The sequence below is a fragment of the Streptomyces sp. Ag109_O5-1 genome, from assembly GCF_003814875.1.
Taxonomy (GTDB): domain Bacteria; phylum Actinomycetota; class Actinomycetes; order Streptomycetales; family Streptomycetaceae; genus Streptomyces; species Streptomyces sasae.
In genome coordinates this window covers 8,479,482-8,502,402 of sequence record NZ_RKQF01000001.1, presented here as the reverse complement: position 1 = coordinate 8,502,402, position 22,921 = coordinate 8,479,482, and the positions used below count along the sequence as shown (strand labels likewise).

The window sequence follows — 22,921 nt, the reverse complement described above, 5'->3', positions numbered from 1 at the left end:
CGCCGCGGCCCGCGCCTCGGAGCGCGAGTGGAGCACTGTCACCGTGAACGCACACCGGAACACCACCGACCTGTCCACCACCACCCGGCACCGCACCGGCCGCAGGCTCGGCCGTACGGTGCTCGCCGCGGCGGCCGTCGCCGGCCTGGGGCTCGCCTGGGCCGGTACCGCCGAGGCCGCGGGCCCGAGCACCGCCGAGGCCACGCCCACCTGCTCCGCCGCCGCGCTCAAGGCCACCTTCGGCCAAGGGCTCGCCGGCGGCATGAACCACCAGGGTGTCGTCATCAGGCTGCGCAACCTCAGCGGGAAGACCTGTGCGCTGCGCGGCTACCCGGGCCTGGGCCTGGAGAACTCCGCGCACAAGGCGATCACGACCCACACGCACTGGGGCAACACCTGGTACGCCAAGGACCCGGGCAAGAAGACCCTGGTCCTCAAGGACGGCCAGAGCGCCGAGGCCGTCGTCGCCTGGACCCACGCCAACACCGGCACCTCGGGCGCGGTGCACGCCTCCTACCTGGAGATCACCCCGCCCGCCTCGACCAAGCACAAGACGCTGGCGTTCCCCCAGTGGGTCGACCACGGCGACCTCTCCGTCACAGCGCTGTCCAGGCACATCGACGTCACGCCGTGACCTCACGGCCGGGCGGGCCGCCACCGGGGTCCCGGTGGCGGCCTCTCATGCGCCCGCTCCCCCGTCCACCTGCAGAATCGCGCCCGACACGAAGGAGGCCCGGTCGCTCAGGAGCCACGCGGCGGCCTCGGCTATTTCCTCGGGGGCGGCCATGCGGCGCAGGGGCGACACGGACTTTATGTGGTCGATGACGCCGGGGGTGGCCGCCTCCCAGTCGCGGATCATCTCGGTGAGCGTGCCACCCGGGGCGACGGCGTTGACGCGGATGCCCTCGGGGCCGTACGTGACGGCGGCCGACTCGGTGAGGCTGTTGACGGCGCGCTTCAGGGCGCCGTAGACCGGCAGGACGGGGTTGGCGCGCAGGCTGCCGATGGAGGAGTTGTTGACGATGGCGCCGGTGCCCGCGGTGGCGCGGATGGCGGCGACCTCGGCGGTCATGGCCAGCCAGACACCCTTGAGGTTGACGGCGGTGAGGTGGTCGAACTCGGCCTCCGGGAGTTCGTCCACGGGGCCGGGGTGGTGCTGGCCGATCGCGCCGTTGTTGAAGGCGATGTCGAGGCGGCCGTAGACCTCCACGGTGCGGTCGACGGCGGCGCGGACGCTCGCCGCGTCGGCCAGGTCGCAGACCGTGTAGTCCGCGGTGCCGCCCGCCGCGCGGATCTCCTCGGTGACCGTCTTGAGCTGTTCCTCCGTGCGGGCCGCCAGCAGGACCCGGGCGCCCTCGCGGGCGAAGAGCCGGGCGGCGGCCGCGCCGATGCCGCGGCCGGCGCCGGTGACGAAGGCGACCTTGCCGGTCAGCAGGCCCTGGTGGGTGAGCGCAGTGTTTTCCATGGCTTCGAGCCTGGGCCCGGGCCCACGGCTCATCCAGGCACCGGCGGTACCTGGATGGGCTCGGGCGCCCGGCGCACACTGAAGGGCATGGACAGGCAAGAACTCGCGGCGTTCCTGCGCAGCCGGCGTGAGCGGATCTCCCCCGCCGAGGTGGGGCTGCCGCGTGGCCCGCGGCGCCGTACGCCGGGGCTGCGGCGCGAGGAGGTGGCGCAGCTGGCGTTCATCTCGACCGAGTACTACACGCGGCTCGAACAGGCCCGGGGACCGCGTCCGTCGCGGGAGGTGCTGGGCGGGCTGGCGCGGGCGCTGCGGCTGTCGGACGCCGAGCGCGGGCATCTCCATCACCTCGCCGGGGCGCCTCCGGGACCGCCGCCCGGGCCCTCGCGCGAGGTGCGGCAGAGCCTTCTGGACCTGCTGCGCCGGCTGCCGCAGGCCGCGGCCTTCGTGACGTCCGCGACCTTCGAAGTGCTGGCCTGGAACGACCTCGCCGCCGCCCTCATGGAGGACTTCTCCGCGCTGCCGCCGCGCGACCGGAACCTGGTACGCCGGGCCTTCCTGACCCCGCGCCCGGAAGGCAGCAGGCTGTACGGGGTGTCGGACGTCGACGCCTTCGCACGGCTCTCGGCACAGCGGCTGCGGGCCGTCGCCGCCCGCTACCCCGACTCGCCGGAGGTGACCGGGCTGGTGGCCGAGCTCCTCGCCGGGAGCGAGGAGTTCCGTCGGCTGTGGGAGTCGCACGACGTGTCCGCCGAGCCCACCCTGTGCAAGACCTTCCAGCACCCGGTGGTGGGCCCGGTCACCGTGAACTGCGATGCCCTCGACATCACCGAACGGGACCAGCAGGTCGTGATCTACACCGCCACTCCGGGCTCACCGTCGGAGGAGGCGCTGCGTCTGCTGGCCGTCATCGGGACGCAGCGGATGGATCAGCAGGTCGGCTTCCCGGCGTAGATCGCGAGGGCCGTGTTGCTGCCGAGGGTGGCGGTGAACTGCCCGGAGCCGTTCACGGTCACGCTCGTGTTGTTCTGCACGTTGCAGTACGTACCCGCCGGCAGCGACGTCTGGTAGGTGCGGGTCAGCGAGCCCGACTCGTGGTTGATGGCGACATAGCCCTTCGCGCCCCGTCCGAAGGCGATCGCGTCGTCTCCGTCGTCCCACCAGTTGGTCACCGACTCGCCGCGCACCGCGTTACGGAAGGCGACCATGCGGATGATCTCCGGCCAGGCGTGCTGGCATTTCCAGCCGTCCTGCCAACAGGCGTTGACGACACCGTTGTTGGGCGGTCCGGCGTCGGCGTCCGACCATTCGTAGCCGGAGTTGATGTCCGGAGCGCCGTACGGGTAGGCGAGCATGAAGACGTTGGCCAACGTGTAGTTGGCACCGTCCTTGTAGTTCAAAGTGCTGCCGTTGCGCTCGGTGTCGTGGTTGTCGACGAAGACCCCGGCGACCGAGCTGCTCATGTACCCCCAGCCCTCGCCGTAGTTCTTCAGGTAGGCGAGGCTCTCGTTGTTGAAGACGCGCTTGAGATCGTAGGCGTAGCGGAATTCCTGGACGTCGCCGTTGCCGGTGTACTCGGTGGGCTGGACGGCCTCTCCGGCGCCGTAGATGACCTCCTGCTTCCAGTACACGGACGGGTTGGTCAGCCGGGTCTTGATGTTGGCGAGGTCCTCGGCCGGGATGTGCTTGGCCGCGTCGATCCGAAAGCCGTCGACGCCGAGGCTGAGCAGGTCGTTCATGTAGCCGGCGATGGTCTTGCGGACGTACTCCTCGCCGGTGTCCAGGTCGGCGAGGCCGACGAGTTCGCAGTGCTGGACGTTCCAGCGGTCGGAGTAGTCGGAGACGAGGGAGGTGCAGTCGTCGAAGTCGTAGGAGGAGTACAGGCCGGGGTAGTTGTACTTGGTGTACGAGGAGCCGCCGGTGCCGGTGCCGCTGCCCGCCGACATGTGGTTGATGACGGTGTCGACGACCACCTTCACGCCCGCCGCGTGGCAGGTGTTGACCATGTTCTGGAAGGAGGTGCGGTCGCCGAGGCGGCCCGCGATCTTGTACGACACCGGCTGGTAGGACGTCCACCACTGCGAGCCCTGTATGTGCTCGGCGGGCGGGGAGACCTGGACGTATCCGTAGCCCGCGGGGCCCAGGGTGTTGGTGCACTCCTTGGCGACCGAGCCGTAGTTCCACTCGAAGAGGACGGCGGTGACGTCCTTGGTGCCGGGCGGGGAGGCGTCCGCGACGGTCGGGGTCATGACAATGACAGAGGTGGCTGCGGCCAGCGCTGCCGCTGCCGCGAGGGTCTTGCGTGCCATGTGGGGGTTCCTTCGCCGTTGAAGGCCGTACTGAAGCTCTTGCAGAAACCTTGCTGAAACCTTGCGGTTGCGCAGATGTTAAGGGCCCGCCACCCAGTTGGGTAGCGGGCCCCGTGAAGTTGCTGCAAGAAGTTACCGAGTGACGGTCCGTCAGACGACTGTCAGGCGGTCGTCCACCACACGGTCGTGTCGGCCGGCACCTTCGCCTCGCCGTCGGCCTCCGTCAGCTCACCGCTGGCGAGCAGCACCCGGCCGTACGCCGGAGTCGTCACCGACTCTCCGCTGGTGTTCGCGACGCACACGAACTCCCCGCGCCGGAAGGCGAGTACGCCCTCGGGGACGCGCAGCCACTCCACCGACTCGCCCGCGCCGAGGTCGGGCTGCGTACGGCGGACGCTCAGCGCGGAACGGTACAGCTCCAGCGTCGAACCGGCCACCCCCGACTGCGCCTCCACGCTCAGCTCGCCCCAACTGGCGGGCTGCGGAAGCCAACTGCCCCCGCCTCCGAAGCCGTACGACGAGCCCTCGCGCGTCCACGGGATCGGCACCCGGCAGCCGTCGCGGAAGCCGTCCTGGCCCGCGCCCCGGAAGTACGCGGGGTCCTGGCGGACCTCGTCGGGCAGGTCGACGACGTCCGGGAGGCCGAGCTCCTCGCCCTGGTAGACATACGCGGAGCCGGGCAGCGCGAGCATCAGCAGGGTCGCCGCGCGGGCCCGGCGCAGGCCGAGGTCCCGGTCCCCCGCGGTACGGATCTGGGTACCCAGTCCCGGCGGGTTGGCGAAGCGGGTGGCGTGCCGGGTGACGTCGTGGTTGGACAGCACCCAGGTGGCGGGGGCGCCGACGGGGCGCATCGCCTCCAGGGTGCGGTCGATGACCTTGCGGAGCTCGGCGGCGTCCCACTCCGTGCTCAGGTACTGGAAGTTGAAGGCCTGGTGGAGCTCGTCCGGGCGGACGTAGTTCGCGGTGCGCTCGACGGTCGGAGTCCACGCCTCGGCGACGAAGATGCGCTCACCGGCGTACTCGTCGAGGACGTGCCGCCACTGCCGGTAGACCTCGTGCACACCGTCCTGGTCGAAGAACGGCATGACATCGTTGCCCAGCAGCTTGAGCTGGTCGGCGCCGCCGAGGTCCGGGAGGCCCTCAGCCTTGACCAGGCCGTGGGCCACGTCGATACGGAAGCCGTCCACGCCCATGTCCAGCCAGAAGCGCAGGATGGAGCGGAACTCGTCGCCGACGGCCGGGTGGTTCCAGTTGAAGTCGGGCTGCTCGGGGGCGAAGAGGTGGAGGTACCACTCACCGTCGGCCACCCGGGTCCACGCGGGTCCGCCGAAGATGGACTCCCAGTCGTTGGGCGGGAGTTCGCCGTTCTCGCCCTTCCCCGGGCGGAAGTGGTACCGGTCGCGCGACGGCGAGCCGGGGCCCTCCGCCAACGCCCGCTTGAACCACTCGTGCTGGTCCGAGGAGTGGTTGGGCACCAGATCGACGATGATCCGCAGACCCAGTCCATGGGCGTCCCGGATCAGCGCGTCCGCGTCGAGCAGATTGCCGAACATCGGGTCCACGGCCCGGTAGTCGGCGACGTCGTAGCCGGCGTCGGCCTGCGGGGAGGCGTAGAAGGGGCTGAGCCAGACGGCGTCGATGCCGAGGTCACGCAGATAAGGAAGTCTGGAACGTACGCCCTCCAGGTCGCCCATCCCGTCACCGTTGCTGTCGGCGAAGCTGCGCGGATAGACCTGGTAGATCACCGCGTCCCGCCACCAGTCGCGCCGTTTGGCGACGGTGGCGGTGACGGGGGCCGGTGCGGCGGATTGCTGCTGGCTCATGGCGTCCTTGATGCGTCGTAACAGGGTCATCGGGTCAGAGGTGGGTGTTGAGGCGGCCGTGGTCACAGCGGGGTCGGATGAAGACCACGGCCGCCACCCCGCGCGTTCGGGCGCACGGGAGTCATGGCGCCCCGTCAGGGGCGCTGGGGGTACCCCCGGCCGAAGGCTGGGGGAGGAACTGCGCGACCAGCCACAACGGCGCCGCAGACGAAACACGGCCCATCGCGGCAGCGCCCCGCGTCAGCCCTTCGTGCCGCCCGCGGTGAGCCCCGCGACCAGGTTCTTCTGCACGAGGTAGAAGAACACGGAGACTGGTATCGCGATCAGCACCGCCGTCGCGGCCATGAGGTTGCGCTGGGCGTCGTGCTCACTGATGAACGTCTGCAGGCCGACGGCCAGCGTGTACTTCTGGTCGTCCAGCATGAACGTCGTGGCGAAGGCGACCTCGCCGAACGCGGTGATGAAGCTGTAGAACGCGGCGACCGCGAGCCCCGGCTTGGCCAGCGGCAGGATCAGCCGCGCGAACGTCCCGAAGGGGGACAGCCCGTCGACACGGCCGGCCTCGTCGATCTCGAACGGGATGGTGTCGAAGTAGCCCTTGAGCAGCCACGCGCAGTACGGGACCGCCGTCGAGCAGTAGACGAGGATCAGGCCGAGGTAGCTGTCGATGAGTCCGAGGTCGGACAGGATCTGGTACATCGGCACCATGAGGACGGCCACCGGGAACATCTGGGTGACCAGGAGCACCCACATGAACTTCCGGTAGCCCGGGAAGCGCATCCGGGAGACCGCGTACCCGGTGGTGGCGGCGACCAGGACGCCGAGCACGGTGGTGCCGAGCGAGACGATCAGGGAGCTCTTCAGCCAGTCGAAGAAGCTCGTGTGCTGCAGGACGAACGAGTAGTTGTCGAACGTCATCTTCTTCCAGATGCCGCCCGGGTGGAGGTAGTCGTCCTCGTCCGGGCCGAGGGACAGGAAGACGAGCCAGCCGACCGGGAAGAGCGCGACGACGCTCCCGGCGATGAGGATGCCGTGGGAGGCGAGGGACGCCGCGAGGCTGCGCTCTTCCCTGCCCCGGATCCTGCGGGGGCGCCGCGCCGGGCCGTCGTCGGTCACCGCGGCGGAGGTCTCGACAGTGGTCGTACTCATGGGAACTCCTGCCTCAGATCGCGAGCTGCTGCTCGTTGCGGTTCAGCCAGCGGCGGTAGAACGAGGTGAAGACGATCAGGACGGCCAGCAACAGGATGCCGTAGGAGGCCGACTGCGCGAAGTCGCGCGGCTGCTGTCCGAAGCCGAGGTAGTAGGCCCAGGTGACGAGGATCTGGGCGTCCGGGGCCGAGGTCGGACCGAACAGCAGGAAGATGACGGCGAACTGGTTGAAGGTCCAGATGATGCCGAGGAGTACGACGGTGGAGCTGACGGACCTCAGGCCCGGCACGGTGACGTACCTAAAGCGCTGCCAGGCGCTCGCGCCGTCCATCTCGGCGGCCTCGTACAGGGAGGCGTCGATGGACTGCAGTCCGCCGAGCAGCGAGATCATCATGAACGGCACACCGCACCAGGTGTTGACCATGATGGCGGCGAACCGCTGCCAGAAGGTGTCCTCCAGCCAGGACGGCTGCGGCAGATGCAGCATGTGCAGGAAGGAGTTGATGATGCCGCCGTCGGAGAGCATGATGCGCCAGCCGAAGACGGTGACGAAGGTGGGTACGGCCCACGGCACGATGAGCAGCAGCCGGTAGAGGGTCCGCCCGCGCAGCTTCTGGTTGAGCAGCAGGGCGAGGCCGAGGCCGATGGTGTAGTGCAGGGCGACGCACAGGGCCGTCCAGGCGACGGTCCAGATGAAGTGCGACCAGAAGCGGTCGTAGGACAGCGGGCCGAACAGGATGTCCTTGTAGTTGTCCAGGCCGATGAACTTGTAGGTGGCGTCGATGTGGTTGACGCCGATCGTGCGCGCGGTGTTCAGGCTGTTGGCGTCGGTGAGCGTCAGGTAGAGGCCGTACACCAGGGGGTAGAGCACGAGGACGCCGAGGACGATCACCACGGGGGCGATCATCGCGTACGCGTACCAGTACTTCTGGTAGCTGTGCTTGAGGCGCTGGCCCAGCCCGGGCCGTGGCGCGCGGTCACCGCGGCGCTTGCCGGTGGCGCGGTCGATGGCGACTGTCATGTTCGACACCTTCTGGAAGTTCTACGGCTCTGAGAAGTGGCTGGGCGCGGGCCGGTGGCCGCCGGATCCGTCCCCTTGCTCGCAGGAGGATCCGGCGGCCACGGCTGTCACTTGCTTGTCACTTGCTGAAGTCCGGCACCAGCTTGGCGATGGCCACTTCGGCGTTGCTCAGGCCGGTGTCGAGGGACTCCTTGCCACCGGCGATCTTCGGCAGCTCGATGTCCAGCGGGCCCCACAGGGAGCTGTACTCGGGCAGCGCGGGGCGCGGCTGGGCGGCGGAGAGCACGCTCTGGTAGCCGGCGATGCCCGGGTCGGCCTTGACCTCGGCGGTGTAGGCGTCCTCGCGGGTGGGCAGCGTGGAGTTCTTCAGGGCGATCTCCGTCTGCGACTTGGCGGAGGTCATGAAGTTGACGAACTTGAGGGCCGCCTTCTGGTGGGCGGAGTCCGAGCCGGCGTAGACCGAGAGGTTGTGGCCGCCGGTCGGGGCGCCCGACTTGCCGGTGGAGCCGGCCGGGATCGTGGCGATGCCGAGGTTGGACTTGTCGGCGAACGCCTTGCCCTTGTAGAAGTTCGTGATCTCCCAGGGGCCCTGGATGATCGCACCGACCTGGCCGTTGAGGAACGCGTCCTGGATGTGGGCGTAGGCGTCGGCGGTGGTGTCGGCCTTGTGCAGGCCCTGGCCCTTGAAGAGGCTCAGCCAGGTGCCGTAGGCCTTCTTCGCGGCGTCCGAGTCGACGGTGATCTTCTTGGCGGAGGCGTCGACGGTGTCGGTGCCCTCGCCGTAGAGGAAGGTCTGGGCGTAGTAGGCCTGGGTGGAGCCCCAGTAGCCGTAGACGTTCTCCTTGGCGTCGATCTTGGAGGCGTCGGCCTTCAGCTCGTCCCAGGTCTTGGGCGGCGTGGTGATGCCGGCCTTGGCGAAGATCGCCTTGTTGTAGACGAGCGCGAGGGTGTCGGTGACCAGCGGCACGCCGTACGTCTTGCCGTCGTACTGGGCCTGCGTGATCAGGCTGGACTGGAACTTGTCCTTGTCCGCCAGGGCCTCGGTGCCGTCCAGCGGCAGGAAGTAGCCCTTCTTGGCGAAGGCGGGGGTCCAGCCGACCTCGGAGCGCAGCACGTCCGGGGCGCCGGTGGAGCCGGCGGCGGTGTCGAACTTGTTCTGCGCCTGGTCGAAGGGGACGTTGACGTACTTGACCTTGATGTCCTTGTTGGCGGCCTCGAACTCGCTGACCAAGGCCTTGTACGTCGGTGCCTCATTGGTGGCGTTGGAGGTGTCCCACCAGGTGATGGTGACCGGGCCGTCCGACTTGCTGTCGCTACCGCTCCCGCCGCACGCCGTCGCCGTGAGGGCGAGGGACGCCACCAGTGCGGAGGCCGCTATGCCACGCCGCATGAGTTCTCCTTGAGGGTTAAGCCCGTGTGATGCGGGAGCGGCCCCGTCCGCCGTTCCCGCTGTCGTGCCGACTGCGCCGTTGCTGCGGCGGCCGGGCGTCAGGGAACGTAACAGCGATGCAACCCTTACGAAAGACCTTGCAGAAAAAAAGTGCAAGAAGTCGCCGAAGTTATCCGGGCGTGACCTGTCGGCGACCGCCGCGAGACGCTTGTTTACGGCGGTAGAGCGCTACGGGGGCGACTTGTGCAAGACTCTGCAAGCTCTTGCCGTCACGTTTCATGAGGGAGTGCGATGACGCAGCAGCCCGCCCCGGGCCGCCCCCCAGGCCGCATCAGGCGCCCGATTGGTGTGCAAGGAGAGATACGACCGGTACAGTCCAGTGCCGTGACCACACGGCTTGCCGACATCGCAGCGCAGGCGGGGGTGAGCGAGGCGACCGTCAGCCGGGTCCTCAACGGGAAGCCGGGCGTCGCCGCCACCACCCGCCAGTCCGTGCTCGCCGCGCTCGACGTGCTCGGCTACGAGCGCCCGGTGCGGCTGCGGCAGCGCAGCGAGGGCCTGGTCGGCCTGATCACCCCGGAGCTGGAGAACCCGATATTCCCGGCCCTGGCCCAGGTCATCGGGCAGGCGCTGACCAGACAGGGCTACACCCCCGTGCTCGCCACGCAGACCCCCGGCGGGTCCACGGAGGACGAGCTGACCGAGATGCTGGTGGACCGCGGGGTCGCGGGCATCATCTATGTCTCCGGGCTCCACGCGGACACCACCGCCGACATGCAGCGCTACGAGCGACTGCGGGCGCAGGGCGTGCCGTACGTCCTGGTGGACGGGTTCTCGCCGAAGGTGCAGGCGCCGTTCATCTCGCCGGACGACCGGGCCGCGATGACGCTGGCCGTCACCCACCTCGCCTCCCTGGGCCACACCCGGATCGGCCTCGCCCTGGGCCCCAAGCGTTTCGTCCCCGTGCAGCGCAAGATCGAGGGCTTCGTCCGGGCCATGCAGGACCAGTTGGGCCTGGCCGCGGACGTGATCGAGCGTGAGCTGGTCCAGCACTCCCTCTACACCCTGGAGGGCGGCCAGGCGGCCACCACCGCCCTGATCGACCGGAACTGCACGGCGATCGTCTGCGCGAGCGACATGATGGCCCTCGGTGCGATACGGGCGGTCCGGCAGCGCGGCCTCGACGTCCCCCGGGACGTCTCGGTGGTCGGCTTCGACGACTCCCCGCTGATCGCCTTCACCGACCCGCCGCTCACCACGATCCGCAAGCCGGTGCCGGCGATGGGCCAGGCCGCGGTGCGCACCCTGCTGGAGGAGATCGGCGGTACGCCGGCCCCGCACAGCGAGTTTGTTTTCATGCCGGAATTGGTGGTACGCGGTTCAACGGCGTCGGCACCCGGGGACCGCAACCGTCCCTGAGTTCCGGCGAGGTACTCCGTCCGCTGTAGAACCCCTGCGGTAGAACATGCGCGGTGATCCCACCCTTGGGATGATCTGTCGCATACGTCTTTTCTGGCAGACTCTGTGGCTATGAGTGACTCGACCGTGACAGAGCCGGAAGGTCGCGCACAGCAGACCCTTCCGCGGACCGTCACGGGTGAGGGAGCACAGGGGTTCGTGCGCCGGCTGCGCACCCCGCGCCGGCCCCGGCTGTGGTTCGAGATCCTGCTGATCGCGGTGAGTTACTGGATCTACTCGCTGATCCGCAACGCGGTCCCGGAGCAGAAGGCGCAGGCGCTGCGCAACGCGGACTGGATCTGGAACTCCGAGCACCGGCTGGGCATCGCCGTGGAGGAGTCGGTCAACCACGCCGTGAACTCGGCAACTTGGCTGATCATCGGCATAAACTATTACTACGCGACGCTACACTTCGTGGTGACGCTGGGTGTGCTGGTGTGGCTCTACCGCAGCCACCCCGGCCGCTACGCGGCGGCCCGCCTCGCCCTCTTCACGACGACAGGCGTGGCCCTCCTCGGCTACTACCTGTTCCCTCTCGCCCCGCCACGGCTGATGAAGGACGGCGGCTTCGTCGACACGGTGACGGTCCACCACACCTGGGGTTCCATGGCCTCCGGCGACCTGAAGCACATGTCCAACCAGTACGCGGCGATGCCGTCGATGCACATCGGCTGGTCCCTGTGGTGCGGCCTGACGGTCTTCGCCCTGGCATCGGTGCCGTGGGCACGGCTGCTGGGCCTCCTCTACCCCGCGACGACCCTGCTGGTGATCGTGGCGACCGCCAACCACTTCTGGCTGGACGCGGTGGGCGGCACACTGTGCCTGACCTTCGGCTTCGCGCTGGCCCGGCTCTGGTACGGAGCCGTCCCGTACGCACCGCCCCAGCCGACGCCGGACCCCACGGGCAGCTGAGGCGGTGCGTACGGGCGGCTGCGCCGGCCCAGGCGGGGGAAAGCGCCCGCCGGCGGCGTCCCGTCACTCTCCCCGGTGAATCACGTGTCCCCCGGTCACCGTCACTCTTACCGGTGTCTCCGCCAGCTCGTCCGCCGGTGCCCGGACCGGGTCCAGGGCGAACGCCGTCAGGTCGGCGCGGTGGCCCACCGCGATGCGGCCCGCCGTCTCCGCCTCTCCCGCCGCCCGTGCCGCGTGGCTCGTGCAGCCCTCCAGGGCTTCCAGGCCGGTCAGGCCCGCCCGGGCCGACGCCGCGCCCCTCGGTGCGCGCGCGGTGGCCAGGACGGTGCGTACGTCGTAGTGGGCGATCGGCCAGTCCGAGCCCAGGGCGACCGTCGCACCCGCGTCGCGCAGGTCGCGCAGACGCCAGGCGTGCCCGGCACGGCCGGCGCCCAGCCGGCGGGACCACTCGTCCGTACCGTCGGCCCTGGTGTACGCGGTGTGCGGTGGCTGCATCGACGCGGCCACCCCCAGCTCCGCGAACCGCGGCAGCAGCGCGTCCGGCGCCGTCTCGATGTGCTCGACGCGGTGCCGGCCCGCGCCACCGGGACCCAGCCCCGCCACCACGTCCAGCACATGGCGTACCGCCGCGTCCCCGATCGCGTGCGTCGCCGTCCGTACCCCGGCCGCGTGCAGCTGCCGTACGGCGGCCCCGTACGCCTCGGGGTCGGGCCAGAACGCCTCCGTCCCCTGCCCGTGGCAGTCCGCGTGCTCCAGCCAGGCGGTGCCGCCTTCCACCGTTCCGTCCATGAAGAACTTGACCCCGTCGACCACCCAGTGCCGCCCGCCCCTCCCCTGCGCCGCGACCAGTTCCTTCAGCCCGGCCTCGTCGATCCCCGGCATGCACCAGGGCGCGAAGCGCAGCCGCAACGGCAGGACGGTCTCCTCGGCCACCGACCCGACCAGCTCCGCGTCCCCCGCGTCCATGACGTGCGCCCCGGTCAGCCCGGTCGCCGCCATCGCGCCGAGGAGTTCGACCAGCCGTCTCCGCCGGGCCGTGTACGACGGGCGGGGCATCGCCCGCTCGACCAGCTGCATCGCCGCGTGCTCGACGAGGTGCCCGGTGGGCCTCCCCCCGGCGTCGCACACGACCTCCGACCGCTGCTCGAAGTCCCGCGCGCCCGTCACACCCGCCGCGGCCAGCGCCGCGCCGGTCGCGAGCGCGGAGTGGCCGTCGTACAGCCTCAGGAAGGCCGGCGCGCCGCCGAGTACGTCCTCGACGAGCGCCCGGTCGACGGGCCGGCCCTCGAACGCGTTGTGGTCGAGTCCGAAGCCGATCACCCATCCGTCGATCCGCCCGGCACCGGCCAGCGCCGCCTTCAGACCCGCCAAACCGGTCACCCCCGACAGGTCCACGCCGGTCGCCATGTCCAGACCCCACACCGGGTGGCTGTGCGCGTCCACCAGGCCGGGCACCAGATGCGCGCCCGCCAGCGCCACCACCTCCGTGCCGGGCCCCCGCCAGTCGCGTACGTCGCGGTCCTCGCCGACGGCGGCGATCAGCCCGTCGCGTACGGCGACGGCGGTGGCGTACGGCCGGCCGGGGTCGAGGGTGCGGACCTCGGCGCCGGTGAGGATCAGGTCGGGGGCGGCGGTCATGACGGGGTGAACTCCTTTGTCCGGTAGGGGTCCGACAGGCGGGCGGCAGGCCTGTTCGGCGGGGCTATTCGGCGGGCTCCGCGGCGAACTCCGCGTACAGGGCGGGCCGTTCGCGGCGCAGCCACCACGCGAGGCCGAGGCCCGCGACGAAGACGGCCGGTGCGATGACGATCAGCACTGTGTTGACGGTGGTGGAGGCGCCGGTGAACAGGTCGATATGGGTGATGACCAGTCCTATGGCGGTGGCCAGCAGTACGGCGGCGACGCTCGGGGCGACCACGGTGCGCAGCGTGCCCTCCTCGTGCCGGACCCGCCGGAAGTAACAGGGCACGGCGATCGCGGCCAGCAGCTGGAGCACGAACAGGCCGATCATTCCCGGGGTGTTGACCCACAGCAGCAGCTGTCCGTACGGGTCCGCGCCCGCCGCCCAGAAGCCGAGCACGACCACCAGGCCGACCACGGTCTGCGCGATGCCGGCCACGTACGGGGAGCGGTGCCGGGGGTGGATGGTCCCCAGCGACTTCGGCAGCACGCCCTCCTCGGCGAGCGCGAGGCCGTACCGGTTGATGGCGTTGTGGAAGGCGAGGAGCGAGGCGATGATGCTGGTCACGATGAAGACGTGCATCAGGTCGGACGCCCAGCCGCCGACATAGGTGGTGATGGCGGTGAAGAAGAGTCCGCCGGGGTCCTTGGCTGCGGCCGCGACGACGTCCGCGTTGCCGAAGGCCTGGATGACGATCCACACCATGAAGGCGTAGAAGAGGCCGAGGAAGGCGACGGCCGCATAGGTGGCGCGCGGGACCGTGCGCTCGGGGTCGCGGGCCTCGCGGCGGTAGATGACGGTGGACTCGAAGCCGGTGAAGGCCGCGAAGGCGAAGGCCAGGACGACCGCGGTACCGGAGACGAAGACGTGGTTCGGGGCGAAGGACGCGGCCGAGAGTCCGTGCGCGCCGCCCTTGACCAGCACCCCGCCCGCGAGCAGCACGAGGATCCCGGTCTCGGCGAGCAGCAGCACGCCCAGCACCTTGGCACCGAACTCGATGGAGCGGTAGCCGCCGTAGCCGATGAGGAGCAGCCCGGCGAGGGCGATCGGCAGCCAGGGGACGTCGACGCCGAACAGGGCCTGCGCGGTGTCCCGGCCCGCGCTGCCGAGCAGGCCGTAGACGCCGATCTCCATGCCGTTGTAGCCGATCAGCGCGAGCAGCGCGGCGCCGATGCCGACGGGGCGGCCCAGGCCGCGGGTGATGTACGCGTAGAACGCGCCGCCGCTCCTGATGTGCCGGCTCATGGTGGTGAAGCCGACGGCGAAGACGGCGAGGGTGATGCCGGCGATGAGGTAGCCGGCCGGGGCGCCGATGCCGCCGAGCAGGACCGCGAGGGGGGCGACGCCCGCCATGACGGTGAGCGGGGCGGCGGCGGAGATGACGAAGAAGGCGATGTCGGCGGTGCCGAGCGAGCCGGAGCGGAGAGTGGCCACGGCGGGTGGCGTGCTCTCCTCGCGAGCGGTGACGGACATGGAGGGGGAGCCCTTCGAGCGCGACGGACGGGAGGGTTCCGGGCGTGCGGGATGACCGGCGCTACCAGGGCAGGAACTGCCCCGGACCCGTAAATCTAAAGCCTTTCGGTTTTGGCAATGTAGCCTCCTCCTGGACATCCGGGAAGACCCGTTTCACACCTTCAGGGGAGAGCACACAGATGGGACGGCCGCGCACCCCGCTCCTCGACCGGGAGCGGATCACCACGACGGCGCTGCAACTCGTGGACGAGCAGGGCGACTTCAGCGTCCCGCAGATCGCGAAGCGGCTCGGCACGCAGGCCGGCTCGCTGTATCACCACGTGGACGGCCGCGACGGCATAGTCGAGCTGCTGCGCGAGCGGGTCGCGTCCGCGATCGACCCGACGACCCTGGACCTGGCCCCCTGGGACACCGCGCTGGAGTCCTGGGCCCGCTCCTACCGGGCCGCGTTCGCCGCCCACCCGAGGACGATCCCGCTCCTGATGACCTCACCGGTGCGCGCGCCCCGGGTCCTGGAGCAGTACGAGCGCGCGGTCACTCTGCTGCTGGCCGCGGGCTTCGCCCCGGCGGACGTGATGCCGCTGCTGATCGCCCTGGAGAACCTGGTCCTGGGCTCGGCACTGGACCTGGCGGCCCCGGAGACGATGTGGGAACTGACGGCACAGACCCCGACCCCGCACCTGGCCGAGGCCCTGGCAGCGGTGGGCCCAGGCAGAGCGGACCGAGCCTTCGAGGTAGGACTGACGGGCTTGATGAACCATGCAAGAACGCTGCTCGCAGCGCCCCCGGCTTGAAGCGCCCCGTCAGGGGCGCGGGGCCCTGACATTTGCGGCTCCGCCGCGTGGGCGCGAGCAACCCCCACCCGCCCGCACCCGAAACGAGACAGCCACCGCCCCGAAAACCGCTACTCCCTAAGCTCCGTAGAAGAGCTCATCCACAACGGCCCTTGCCCGACGCGCAGTCCGCCGATACGCATCGAGCATGTCCCCCGCATGCCCGTCCCCGTACCCCAGATACCGCCCCACCGCAGCCAACTCCCGGCTCACGGAAGGAAACGTGTCGCCGGCCCGCCCCCGCACCAGCATCACGGCGTTGCGCACCCGCGTGGCCAGCACCCAGGCCTCGTCCAGTATCCCGGCCTCCTCGGCCCCCAGCAGCCCCGCCGCCTGCGCCGCGGCCAGCGCCTCCCGTGTCCGGGTGGTCCGCAGCCCCGGCTCGGCCCACCCGTGCCGCAGTTGCAGCAACTGCACGGTCCACTCGACGTCGGACAGCCCGCCCGGCCCGAGCTTGGTGTGCAGCTTGGGGTCGGCCCCGCGGGGCAGCCGCTCCGACTCCATCCGTGCCTTCAGCCGCCGGATCTCGCGGACCGCCTCGTCCCCGAGCCCCTCCGCCGGATACCGCAGCGGATCGACCAGCTCGATGAACCGGCGCCCCAGCTCCTCGTCCCCGGCGACGGGTTCGGCCCGCAGCAGGGCCTGCGACTCCCACACCAGGGACCAGCGGCGGTAGTACGCCTCGTAGGACTTGAGCGTGCGCACCAGCGGCCCGGACTTGCCTTCGGGCCGCAGGTCGGCGTCGATGAGCAGCGGCGGGTCGGCGCTGGGGACCTGGAGCAGCCGGCGCATCTCGGCGACCACCTTGTTCGCCGCCTCGGACGCCTCCCGCTCGTCCACGCCGTCCCGGGGCTCGTGCACGAACAGGACGTCCGCGTCGGAGCCGTAGCCCAGTTCGTGCCCGCCGAACCGGCCCATGCCGATCATCGCGAACCGCGTCGGCAGGGTGTCGCCCCAGCCTTCGCGGACGACCGCCCGCAGTGTGCCGGCCAGGGTCGCCGCCGTGAGGTCGGAGACCGCGGCGCCGACCCGGTCCACCAGGGCGCCCTGGTCGGCCTCGGCGGGCTTGGTCTCGGTGCCGTAGGAGTCGACGATGTCGGCGGCGGCCGTACGGAACAGCTCGCGGCGGCGCACACCGCGCGCCGCCCGTACCCCGTCCTCGGCGTTCTCGGCGCGGCCGACGGCGGCGAGGATCTCCTGCTCCAGGTGGGCGCGGCCGCGCGGATCCAGGCCTGAGCTGTCACCGTCGCCGAGCAGGGCGACCGCCTCGGGGGCGCGCATCAGCAGGTCGGGGGCGAGGCGGCCGGCGGACAGCACCCGGGCGAGGTTCTCGGCGGCGGCCCCCTCGTCCCGCAACAGCCGTAGATACCAAGGGGTCTTGCCGAGGGCGTCGGACACCTTGCGGAAGTTCAGCAGGCCCGCGTCCGGGTCGGCGGAGTCGGCGAACCAGCCCAACAGGACGGGCAGCAGGGTGCGTTGGATCGCGGCCTTGCGGGTGACGCCGGAGGCGAGGGCCTCCAGGTGGCGCAGGGCGGCGGCCGGGTCGGTGTAGCCGAGGGCCTCAAGGCGTTCCCGGGCTGCCTCGGCGCTCAACCGGGCTTCGCCGGGGGCGAGTTGGGCGACGGCGTCGAGCAGCGGGCGGTAGAAGAGCTTCTCGTGCAGGCGTCGTACGACACCCGTGTGCCGCTTCCACTCGCGGATCAGCTCGGTCACCGGGTCGGTGCGCAGGCCGAGCGAGCGGCCGAGGCGGCGCAGGTCGGCCTCGTCCTCGGGGACGAGGTGGGTGCGGCGCAGCCGGTAGAGCTGGATGCGGTGTTCCATGGAGCGCAGGAAGCGGTAGGCGTCGTCGAGCTGAAGGGCGTCGGCGCGGCCCACGTAACCGCCGGCCGCCAGCGCCTGCAGGGCGTCCAGGGTGGTACCGCTGCGCAGTGAGGCGTCGGCCCGGCCGTGCACCAACTGCAGCAGCTGCACGGCGAATTCGACGTCCCGCAGGCCGCCGGGGCCGAGCTTGAGCTCGCGGTCGATCTCGGCGGCGGGGATGTTCTCCACCACCCGGCGGCGCATCTTCTGCACGTCGACCACGAAGTTGTCGCGCTCGGCGGCCTTCCAGACCAGGGGGTCGAGCGCGGCGACGTACTCCGCGCCCAGGTCGAGGTCGCCGGCGACCGGGCGGGCCTTGAGCAGGGCCTGGAACTCCCAGGTCTTGGCCCACCGCTGGTAGTAGACGACGTGGCTGCTGAGGGTGCGGACGAGGGGGCCGTTGCGGCCCTCGGGGCGGAGGTTGGCGTCGACGGGCCAGATGGACCCCTCCACCGTCGTCTCCGAGCAGATCCGCATCATGTGCGAGGCCAGCTTGGTGGCGGACCGGAGCGCCTTGGACTCGTCGGCGCCGTCCACTGCCTCGCCGACGAAGATGACGTCGACGTCGGAGACGTAGTTCAGCTCATGGCCGCCGCACTTGCCCATGGCGATCACCGCGAGCCGGCAGACGGCGGCGTCCTCGGGCGCGGCCTTCTCGGCGAGGGCGAGGGCGGCGCGCAGGGTGGCGGTGGCCAGGTCGGCGAGTTCGGCGGCGGTCTGGGCGACATCGGTGGTGCCGCACACGTCCCGGGCGGCGATGGACAGCAGACAGCGCCGGTAGGCGACCCGGAGGGAGATCGGGTCGGTGGCCTCGGCCAGGCCGCGTTCGAACTCCGCCACGCCCGGGTGCAGGTCCCGGGGCTCGTAGGTGACCAGGGCCTCCCAGTCGCGCGGGTGCCGGGCCAGGTGGTCGGCGAGCGCGGCGGAGGCGCCGAGGACACCGAGCAGCCGGTCCCGCAGCGGCTTGGCCGCTATCAGGGTGTCGAGGAGTTCCTGGCGGGCGGTGTGGCCGGACTGGGCCTCCACGAGCCGTACCAGACTGTGCAGGGCGAGATCCGGGTCGGCGGTGGCACCGAGCGCCTCCAGGAGGAACGGGTCGTCCCGGACGGGTACCAGCTCGGCGCTGTCCAGGAGCCGCTCGGCGGCCGAGGCATCGGTGAAGCCGTGCCGTAGCAGTCGCGTGAAGGTGCTGCTCCTGCGCCCCGGCGTCATCCGCGGCCTCCCCTCGGAACGGGAATCGGATCAAGGTCGTCCACGCCAGAGCCTAACCGCAGGGGCTGTCACGAGCACCGATGAGTTTCACGCGGGATCGCGGTCTGTACGGGTAACCGGCCAGGGGAGGCATCATGCGTGAACCCCAGGGCGTGCTGGACGCCCGTTACAGCAGCGAGGGCACCTCGGCGCACGACTGGTCCGAAGCGGAGAAGGTACTGACGGAATCCGAGCTGTTCTGGATCTCGACGGTACGGCCGGACGGGCGCCCGCATGTCACTCCGCTCCTCGCGGTGTGGCACGACGGGGCGCTGCACTTCGGCACCGGCCCCGGCGAGCGCAAGGCGCTCAACCTCGGCGGGAACCCGCATGTCGTCCTGACGACCGGCACCAACAGCTGGACCGAGGGGTACGACGTCACCGTCGAGGGCGAGGCGGTGCGGGTCGCCGACGACGAGCGGCTGCGCGAGCTGGCGGCGGCCTGGGAGGCGAAGTACGGCCCGTTCTGGCACTACGAGGTGGCGGACGGCCACTTCCGGCACGGCCCGGGCCGGGCCCTGGTCTTCGCGGTGCGGCCGCGCAAGGTGCTCGGCTTCGGCAAGGGGGAGCCCTTCAGCCAGACGAAGTGGGAGTAGTTCACCCGCTCTTCATCCGTCTGGTCAGGTGCGGTGGGGCGAGGGATTATTGGCGTGCGCATGCTCAGTGCGCACCGGCACCACCCCCACCCCTCCCCATCTCCAGCACGGAGGTTGATGTGTCCGGCAGTTCCGCACGCTCCGGGATGCTGCGCCGAGCCCGTACGGCAGTGGCGTCCGCGACCGCCTTCACCGCGGCCGCGGTCGGCCTGTGGACCGGGTTCGGCAGCACGTCCGCGCACGCCGCGAGTGCCGTACCGACCCCGGACCACGTGATCGTCGTGGTCTTCGAGAACCACGCGTACAGCCAGGTCATCGGCTCCTCCAGCGCCCCGTACATCAACTCGCTGGTCTCCGGCGGCGCCAACCTGACTCAGATGTACGCCGAGACCCACCCGAGCCAGCCCAACTACTACGCGATGTTCTCGGGCTCCACGCAGGGCATCACCGACGACAGCTGCGTCACGCCCGGCTTCTCCTCCGCCGCCAACCTCGCCTCCGAGCAGCTCGCGGCCGGCCGCACCTGGGCCAGCTACAACGAGACCCTGCCCAGCCAGGGCTCGACCACGTGCAGCAGCGGCAAGTACGCGCAGAAGCACAACCCGTGGTTCGGCTTCAGCAACGTACCGACGTCGTCCGCGAAAACGTTCGCCCAGTTCCCGACCGACTACTCCACCCTCCCCCAGCTGTCCTTCGTGACCCCGAACCTGTGCAGCGACATGCACGACTGCTCGGTGTCCACCGGTGACACCTGGCTGAAGAACAACCTGGGCGCGTACGCCACCTGGGCCAAGACCCACAACAGCCTGCTGGTCGTCACCATGGACGAGGACAACCGCCTCGCCGGCAACCGCATCCCGACGGTCCTCTACGGCCAGCCCGTCACCGCCGGCTCTTCCTCCTCCGCCACCTACGACCACTACGACCTGCTGCGCACCCTGGAGGACAGCCAGGGCCTGACCGCGCACGCGGGCAACGCGGCGTCCGCCTCCGACATCACCGGGATCTGGACGTCCTGACGTGTACGTAGCGGACAGCCGCGCGAGCACTCCGACGGCGTCCGTGGAAGGTACCGCCCGGCCCGCGACGGCCGGGCGGTACCGCTCCACGATCGCCCCCACCGTCCTCGCCCTCGGCACGGTCAGCCTGGTCACGGATGTCTCCTCCGAGATGGTGACGGCGGTCCTCCCGCTGTACCTGGTGACGGGCCTCGGCCTGTCCCCGCTGGGCTTCGGCCTCCTGGACGGCGTCTACAACGGCTTCTCGGCGGTCGTACGACTGGTCGGCGGCCATCTGGCCGACCGGGGCGGCGGCCGGCACAAGTGGGTGGCCGGCGCGGGCTACGCCCTCTCTGCACTCTGCAAACCCCTGCTGCTGGTCGCCCACACCCTCACTCCCATCGGCCTGATCCTGGCGGCGGACCGCACGGGCAAGGGCCTGCGCACGGCTCCCCGGGACGCCCTGATCTCGCTCTCCAGCACCCCGGAGAGCCGCGGCCGTGCCTTCGGCGTCCACCGCGCGATGGACACGGCGGGCGCCCTGCTCGGCCCCCTGGCCGCGTTCCTCATCCTCCGGGCGACGGTGGACGGCTACGACGCGGTGTTCACGGTGAGCTTCTGCGTGGCGGTGCTCGGGGTGCTGGTCCTGGTGCTGTTCGTACCGGGCGGCCGCTCCGGGACGTCCGTACCGGGTGAACGCTCCCGGACGGCTGCCGTGGAGGCGCGCCCCACGCTGCGAGCGGCCCTGGGCCTCCTGTCCGACCGCGGTCTGCGCCGCGTCACCGTCTGCGCCCTGCTCCTGGGCCTCGCGACGGTGAGCGACTCCTTCGTGTACCTGTTGCTGCAACGGCGCCTCGGCGTCCCCGACGGCTGGTTCCCTCTCCTCCCCCTCGGCACGGCGGCGGCCTTCCTCCTCCTGGCCGTGCCCCTGGGCCGGCTGGCCGACCGCTGGGGCCGCTGGCGCGTCTTCCTGGCCGGCCACGGCGCCCTGCTCCTGGCCTACGCGCTGCTGCTCACGTCCTGGCACGGTACGGGGTTGCCGTACGCGGTACTGGCGCTGCACGGCACGTTCTACGCGGCGACCGACGGGGTGCTGATGGCGGTCGCGTCGGACAGCGTGCCCGAGGCGCTGCGCTCGTCTGGCCTGGCGCTGGTTCAGACGGGGCAGGCGGGGGCGCGTTTCGCCTGCTCGCTGGCGTTCGGCGCGGCGTGGACGCTGTGGGGCGACCGTACGGCGCTGCTGGTGTCGACGGCGGCGCTGGCGGTCTGCGCCGCATACGCACTCACCTTCCGCCCCTCCCGGGAGACAGCCGTATGACCCTGAGGTCCCGCATCCTGATCCTCGCCTCGGCGCTGGCCGTCCTGGCGGCGATAGCCCTGGCCTCCGTGCTACACGCGTCCGCGCGGGCGGAGCGCCGCGACCACACCCAGGCGGGCGGCCCGAAGATCACACCGGGAACGGTGACCCTCACGGCCCCGGGCCGCATGATCTTCCGCAACATGGCGTGGGGCCCGCACCGCGACGAACTGACCACGACCCCGGCGTCCGCCCCGTCCGGCCCCCGCACCGCCTCCGGCGTCAAGTGTCTCCGCTTCTACGCCGCCTCGGGCACGGGCGTCTGCCTCCAGGCGGTCCACGGCCCGGTCTCGGACACCTACCGCGCGTTGATCCTGGACGCGAAGCTGCACACGACGGCCCACTACGACGTCCCGGGCATCCCCTCCCGGGCCCGGGTCTCCCCGTCCGGCCGCTACGCGGCCTGGACGGCGTTCGTCGGAGGCGACTCCTACGCGGGCACGAACTTCTCCACCCGCACGGCGATCGTGGACACGCGCACGGGGGCCTACATCCCGTCGCTGGAGGCGTTCCGCATCCGCAAGGACGGCAAGGCCTATCAGTCGGCGGACGTCAACTTCTGGGGCGTGACGTTCGCTTCGGACGACAACACCTTCTACGCGACGCTGGCGACGAAGGGCTCGACTTATCTGGTCCGGGGCGACCTGCGCACCCGCACCCTCACCACCCTCCACCAGAACGTCGAATGCCCCTCCCTCTCCCCCGACGGCACGCGCGTCGCGTACAAGAAGCGGGTGAAGGGCCTCCCCAAGGACGCCCCTTGGCACCTGTACGTCCTGGACCTGAAGACGATGCGCGAGACGCCGTTGGCGGAGCCCCGGAGCGTGGACGACCAGGCGGTGTGGAAGGACACGCACACGGTCGTCTACGCCCTCCCGGGCGACTACGGAGCGGACCTGTACGAACTCCCGGCGAACGGCACGGGCAAGCCACAGCGCATCAGCGTCTCGGCGGTGTCGCCGACGTTCACGGTCTCTTGACGAGCGGCCCACGGTGGGCGATGGACTCAGAATGGCGGGTCGTCGGAGTAACCGTCCGCCATGCTCTGCGGCGGTACCGAGCGTTTCTGCGAGCACCGGGGCGACGGCCGCTCTATCCCCAGGACGCGGAGTGTTCGTGCCGTGGCTGTTCCTTCGATGACGTGCGGCACGCCCGCGACGTCCTCGATGAGGTCTTGCGGCAGTTGCCTCCCAGGCCCCGGACGGAGCTGAGACGCAGAGTGCGCGCTCCGGACGCCAGGTATGCCCGGCGCACGCTGCCGGATCCGTTCGCCGGTAATCGGCAGTGGCGTGCCGACCTGTGGTGGCGGCGACGTCCGGCCGGCGGCCGGGAAGCCGAAGGCGGCCCG

18 protein-coding genes are annotated in these 22,921 nt (G+C 70.8%); 9 read left to right on the top strand and 9 right to left on the bottom strand.

The genetic code is table 11. The annotated features are described in order from the left end of the window. Window positions 1–43: 43 nt before the first annotated feature. Window positions 44–634 carry a DUF4232 domain-containing protein gene (locus EDD90_RS38650; RefSeq protein WP_123977744.1) on the top strand — a complete coding sequence of 197 codons (591 nt, stop codon included), beginning with the start codon at window positions 44–46 and terminating at the stop codon, window positions 632–634. A 45-nt stretch (window positions 635–679) separates the two neighbouring features. Here EDD90_RS38650 and EDD90_RS38645 read toward each other — a convergent pair whose 3' ends face one another. Continuing rightward, complete coding sequence (locus tag EDD90_RS38645; RefSeq protein WP_398926840.1) at window positions 680–1,465, bottom strand: SDR family NAD(P)-dependent oxidoreductase; 786 nt, start codon at window positions 1,463–1,465, stop codon at window positions 680–682. Window positions 1,466–1,552: 87 nt separating this feature from the next. Here EDD90_RS38645 and EDD90_RS38640 point away from each other — a divergent pair, with 87 nt between their 5' ends. Next, on the top strand, window positions 1,553–2,416 hold the full coding sequence (locus tag EDD90_RS38640) for a helix-turn-helix transcriptional regulator (protein WP_123977742.1): 864 nt from the start codon (window positions 1,553–1,555) through the stop codon (window positions 2,414–2,416). Here EDD90_RS38640 and EDD90_RS38635 read toward each other — a convergent pair. The 5 genes from EDD90_RS38635 to EDD90_RS38615 form a co-directional block, all read right to left on the bottom strand. Further along, window positions 2,392–3,771, bottom strand: coding sequence for an alpha-amylase family protein (locus EDD90_RS38635; protein WP_185149384.1), 1,380 nt, complete (start codon window positions 3,769–3,771; stop codon window positions 2,392–2,394). The genes EDD90_RS38640 and EDD90_RS38635 overlap by 25 nt on opposite strands. A 161-nt stretch (window positions 3,772–3,932) precedes the next feature. Continuing rightward, a complete protein-coding gene (locus EDD90_RS38630) occupies window positions 3,933–5,594 on the bottom strand; it encodes a glycoside hydrolase family 13 protein (protein ID WP_123977741.1) in 1,662 nt (553 codons plus the stop codon). Between the two features lie 240 nt (window positions 5,595–5,834). Further along, a complete protein-coding gene (locus tag EDD90_RS38625; protein WP_123977740.1) occupies window positions 5,835–6,743 on the bottom strand; it encodes a sugar ABC transporter permease in 909 nt (302 codons plus the stop codon). A 13-nt stretch (window positions 6,744–6,756) separates the two neighbouring features. Then, window positions 6,757–7,764 (bottom strand): carbohydrate ABC transporter permease, encoded by a 1,008-nt coding sequence (locus EDD90_RS38620; protein ID WP_123977739.1) that lies wholly within the window; start codon window positions 7,762–7,764, stop codon window positions 6,757–6,759. A gap of 118 nt (window positions 7,765–7,882) precedes the next feature. Then, window positions 7,883–9,154, bottom strand: coding sequence for an extracellular solute-binding protein (locus EDD90_RS38615; protein ID WP_123977738.1), 1,272 nt, complete (start codon window positions 9,152–9,154; stop codon window positions 7,883–7,885). 384 nt (window positions 9,155–9,538) lie between these two features. Here EDD90_RS38615 and EDD90_RS38610 point away from each other — a divergent pair, with 384 nt between their 5' ends. Then, complete coding sequence (locus EDD90_RS38610; protein WP_260328411.1) at window positions 9,539–10,573, top strand: LacI family DNA-binding transcriptional regulator; 1,035 nt, start codon at window positions 9,539–9,541, stop codon at window positions 10,571–10,573. 111 nt (window positions 10,574–10,684) lie between these two features. Further along, entirely contained in the window at window positions 10,685–11,524 is an 840-nt protein-coding gene (locus EDD90_RS38605) for a phosphatase PAP2 family protein (RefSeq protein WP_123977736.1), read from the top strand. Between the two features lie 63 nt (window positions 11,525–11,587). On the opposite strand, the gene EDD90_RS38600 is transcribed toward EDD90_RS38605, so the two are convergent. Together EDD90_RS38600 and EDD90_RS38595 are read right to left on the bottom strand one after the other, a co-directional pair. After that, window positions 11,588–13,162, bottom strand: a complete 1,575-nt coding sequence (locus tag EDD90_RS38600; protein WP_123977735.1) for an amidohydrolase — start codon at window positions 13,160–13,162, stop codon at window positions 11,588–11,590. 64 nt (window positions 13,163–13,226) lie between these two features. After that, window positions 13,227–14,678: an APC family permease gene (locus tag EDD90_RS38595; RefSeq protein WP_123977734.1), complete on the bottom strand. Its 1,452-nt coding sequence runs from the start codon at window positions 14,676–14,678 to the stop codon at window positions 13,227–13,229. Between the two features lie 179 nt (window positions 14,679–14,857). Here EDD90_RS38595 and EDD90_RS38590 point away from each other — a divergent pair, with 179 nt between their 5' ends. After that, window positions 14,858–15,472, top strand: a complete 615-nt coding sequence (locus EDD90_RS38590; RefSeq protein WP_123977733.1) for a TetR/AcrR family transcriptional regulator — start codon at window positions 14,858–14,860, stop codon at window positions 15,470–15,472. A 117-nt stretch (window positions 15,473–15,589) separates the two neighbouring features. Here EDD90_RS38590 and EDD90_RS38585 read toward each other — a convergent pair whose 3' ends face one another. Next, window positions 15,590–18,583, bottom strand: a complete 2,994-nt coding sequence (locus tag EDD90_RS38585; protein WP_123977732.1) for a bifunctional [glutamine synthetase] adenylyltransferase/[glutamine synthetase]-adenylyl-L-tyrosine phosphorylase — start codon at window positions 18,581–18,583, stop codon at window positions 15,590–15,592. Window positions 18,584–18,717: 134 nt separating this feature from the next. Here EDD90_RS38585 and EDD90_RS38580 point away from each other — a divergent pair, with 134 nt between their 5' ends. From EDD90_RS38580 to EDD90_RS38565, 4 genes are all read left to right on the top strand, one after another. After that, window positions 18,718–19,218 (top strand): pyridoxamine 5'-phosphate oxidase family protein, encoded by a 501-nt coding sequence (locus EDD90_RS38580; RefSeq protein WP_123977731.1) that lies wholly within the window; start codon window positions 18,718–18,720, stop codon window positions 19,216–19,218. Between the two features lie 146 nt (window positions 19,219–19,364). Next, entirely contained in the window at window positions 19,365–20,237 is an 873-nt protein-coding gene (locus EDD90_RS38575; protein ID WP_185149654.1) for an alkaline phosphatase family protein, read from the top strand. Between the two features lies 1 nt (window position 20,238). After that, the gene (locus tag EDD90_RS38570) at window positions 20,239–21,534 is read left to right on the top strand and encodes an MFS transporter (RefSeq protein WP_123977729.1); all 1,296 of its coding nucleotides are present in this window, start codon (window positions 20,239–20,241) and stop codon (window positions 21,532–21,534) included. After that, on the top strand, window positions 21,531–22,553 hold the full coding sequence (locus EDD90_RS38565; RefSeq protein ID WP_123977728.1) for a PD40 domain-containing protein: 1,023 nt from the start codon (window positions 21,531–21,533) through the stop codon (window positions 22,551–22,553). Before EDD90_RS38570 ends, EDD90_RS38565 begins: the two co-directional genes overlap by 4 nt. Window positions 22,554–22,921: the final 368 nt, after the last annotated feature.

Coding starts and splice junctions, on each gene's coding strand:
- EDD90_RS38645 (WP_398926840.1), bottom strand. CDS start 1,465: ATGGAAAACACTGCGCTCACCCACCAGGGCCTGCTGACCGGCAAGGTC.
- EDD90_RS38640 (WP_123977742.1), top strand. CDS start 1,553: ATGGACAGGCAAGAACTCGCGGCGTTCCTGCGCAGCCGGCGTGAGCGG.
- EDD90_RS38635 (WP_185149384.1), bottom strand. CDS start 3,771: ATGGCACGCAAGACCCTCGCGGCAGCGGCAGCGCTGGCCGCAGCCACC.
- EDD90_RS38630 (WP_123977741.1), bottom strand. CDS start 5,594: ATGAGCCAGCAGCAATCCGCCGCACCGGCCCCCGTCACCGCCACCGTC.
- EDD90_RS38625 (WP_123977740.1), bottom strand. CDS start 6,743: ATGAGTACGACCACTGTCGAGACCTCCGCCGCGGTGACCGACGACGGC.
- EDD90_RS38620 (WP_123977739.1), bottom strand. CDS start 7,764: ATGACAGTCGCCATCGACCGCGCCACCGGCAAGCGCCGCGGTGACCGC.
- EDD90_RS38615 (WP_123977738.1), bottom strand. CDS start 9,154: ATGCGGCGTGGCATAGCGGCCTCCGCACTGGTGGCGTCCCTCGCCCTC.
- EDD90_RS38605 (WP_123977736.1), top strand. CDS start 10,685: ATGAGTGACTCGACCGTGACAGAGCCGGAAGGTCGCGCACAGCAGACC.
- EDD90_RS38600 (WP_123977735.1), bottom strand. CDS start 13,162: ATGACCGCCGCCCCCGACCTGATCCTCACCGGCGCCGAGGTCCGCACC.
- EDD90_RS38595 (WP_123977734.1), bottom strand. CDS start 14,678: ATGTCCGTCACCGCTCGCGAGGAGAGCACGCCACCCGCCGTGGCCACT.
- EDD90_RS38590 (WP_123977733.1), top strand. CDS start 14,858: ATGGGACGGCCGCGCACCCCGCTCCTCGACCGGGAGCGGATCACCACG.
- EDD90_RS38585 (WP_123977732.1), bottom strand. CDS start 18,583: ATGACGCCGGGGCGCAGGAGCAGCACCTTCACGCGACTGCTACGGCAC.
- EDD90_RS38580 (WP_123977731.1), top strand. CDS start 18,718: ATGCGTGAACCCCAGGGCGTGCTGGACGCCCGTTACAGCAGCGAGGGC.
- EDD90_RS38575 (WP_185149654.1), top strand. CDS start 19,365: ATGCTGCGCCGAGCCCGTACGGCAGTGGCGTCCGCGACCGCCTTCACC.
- EDD90_RS38565 (WP_123977728.1), top strand. CDS start 21,531: ATGACCCTGAGGTCCCGCATCCTGATCCTCGCCTCGGCGCTGGCCGTC.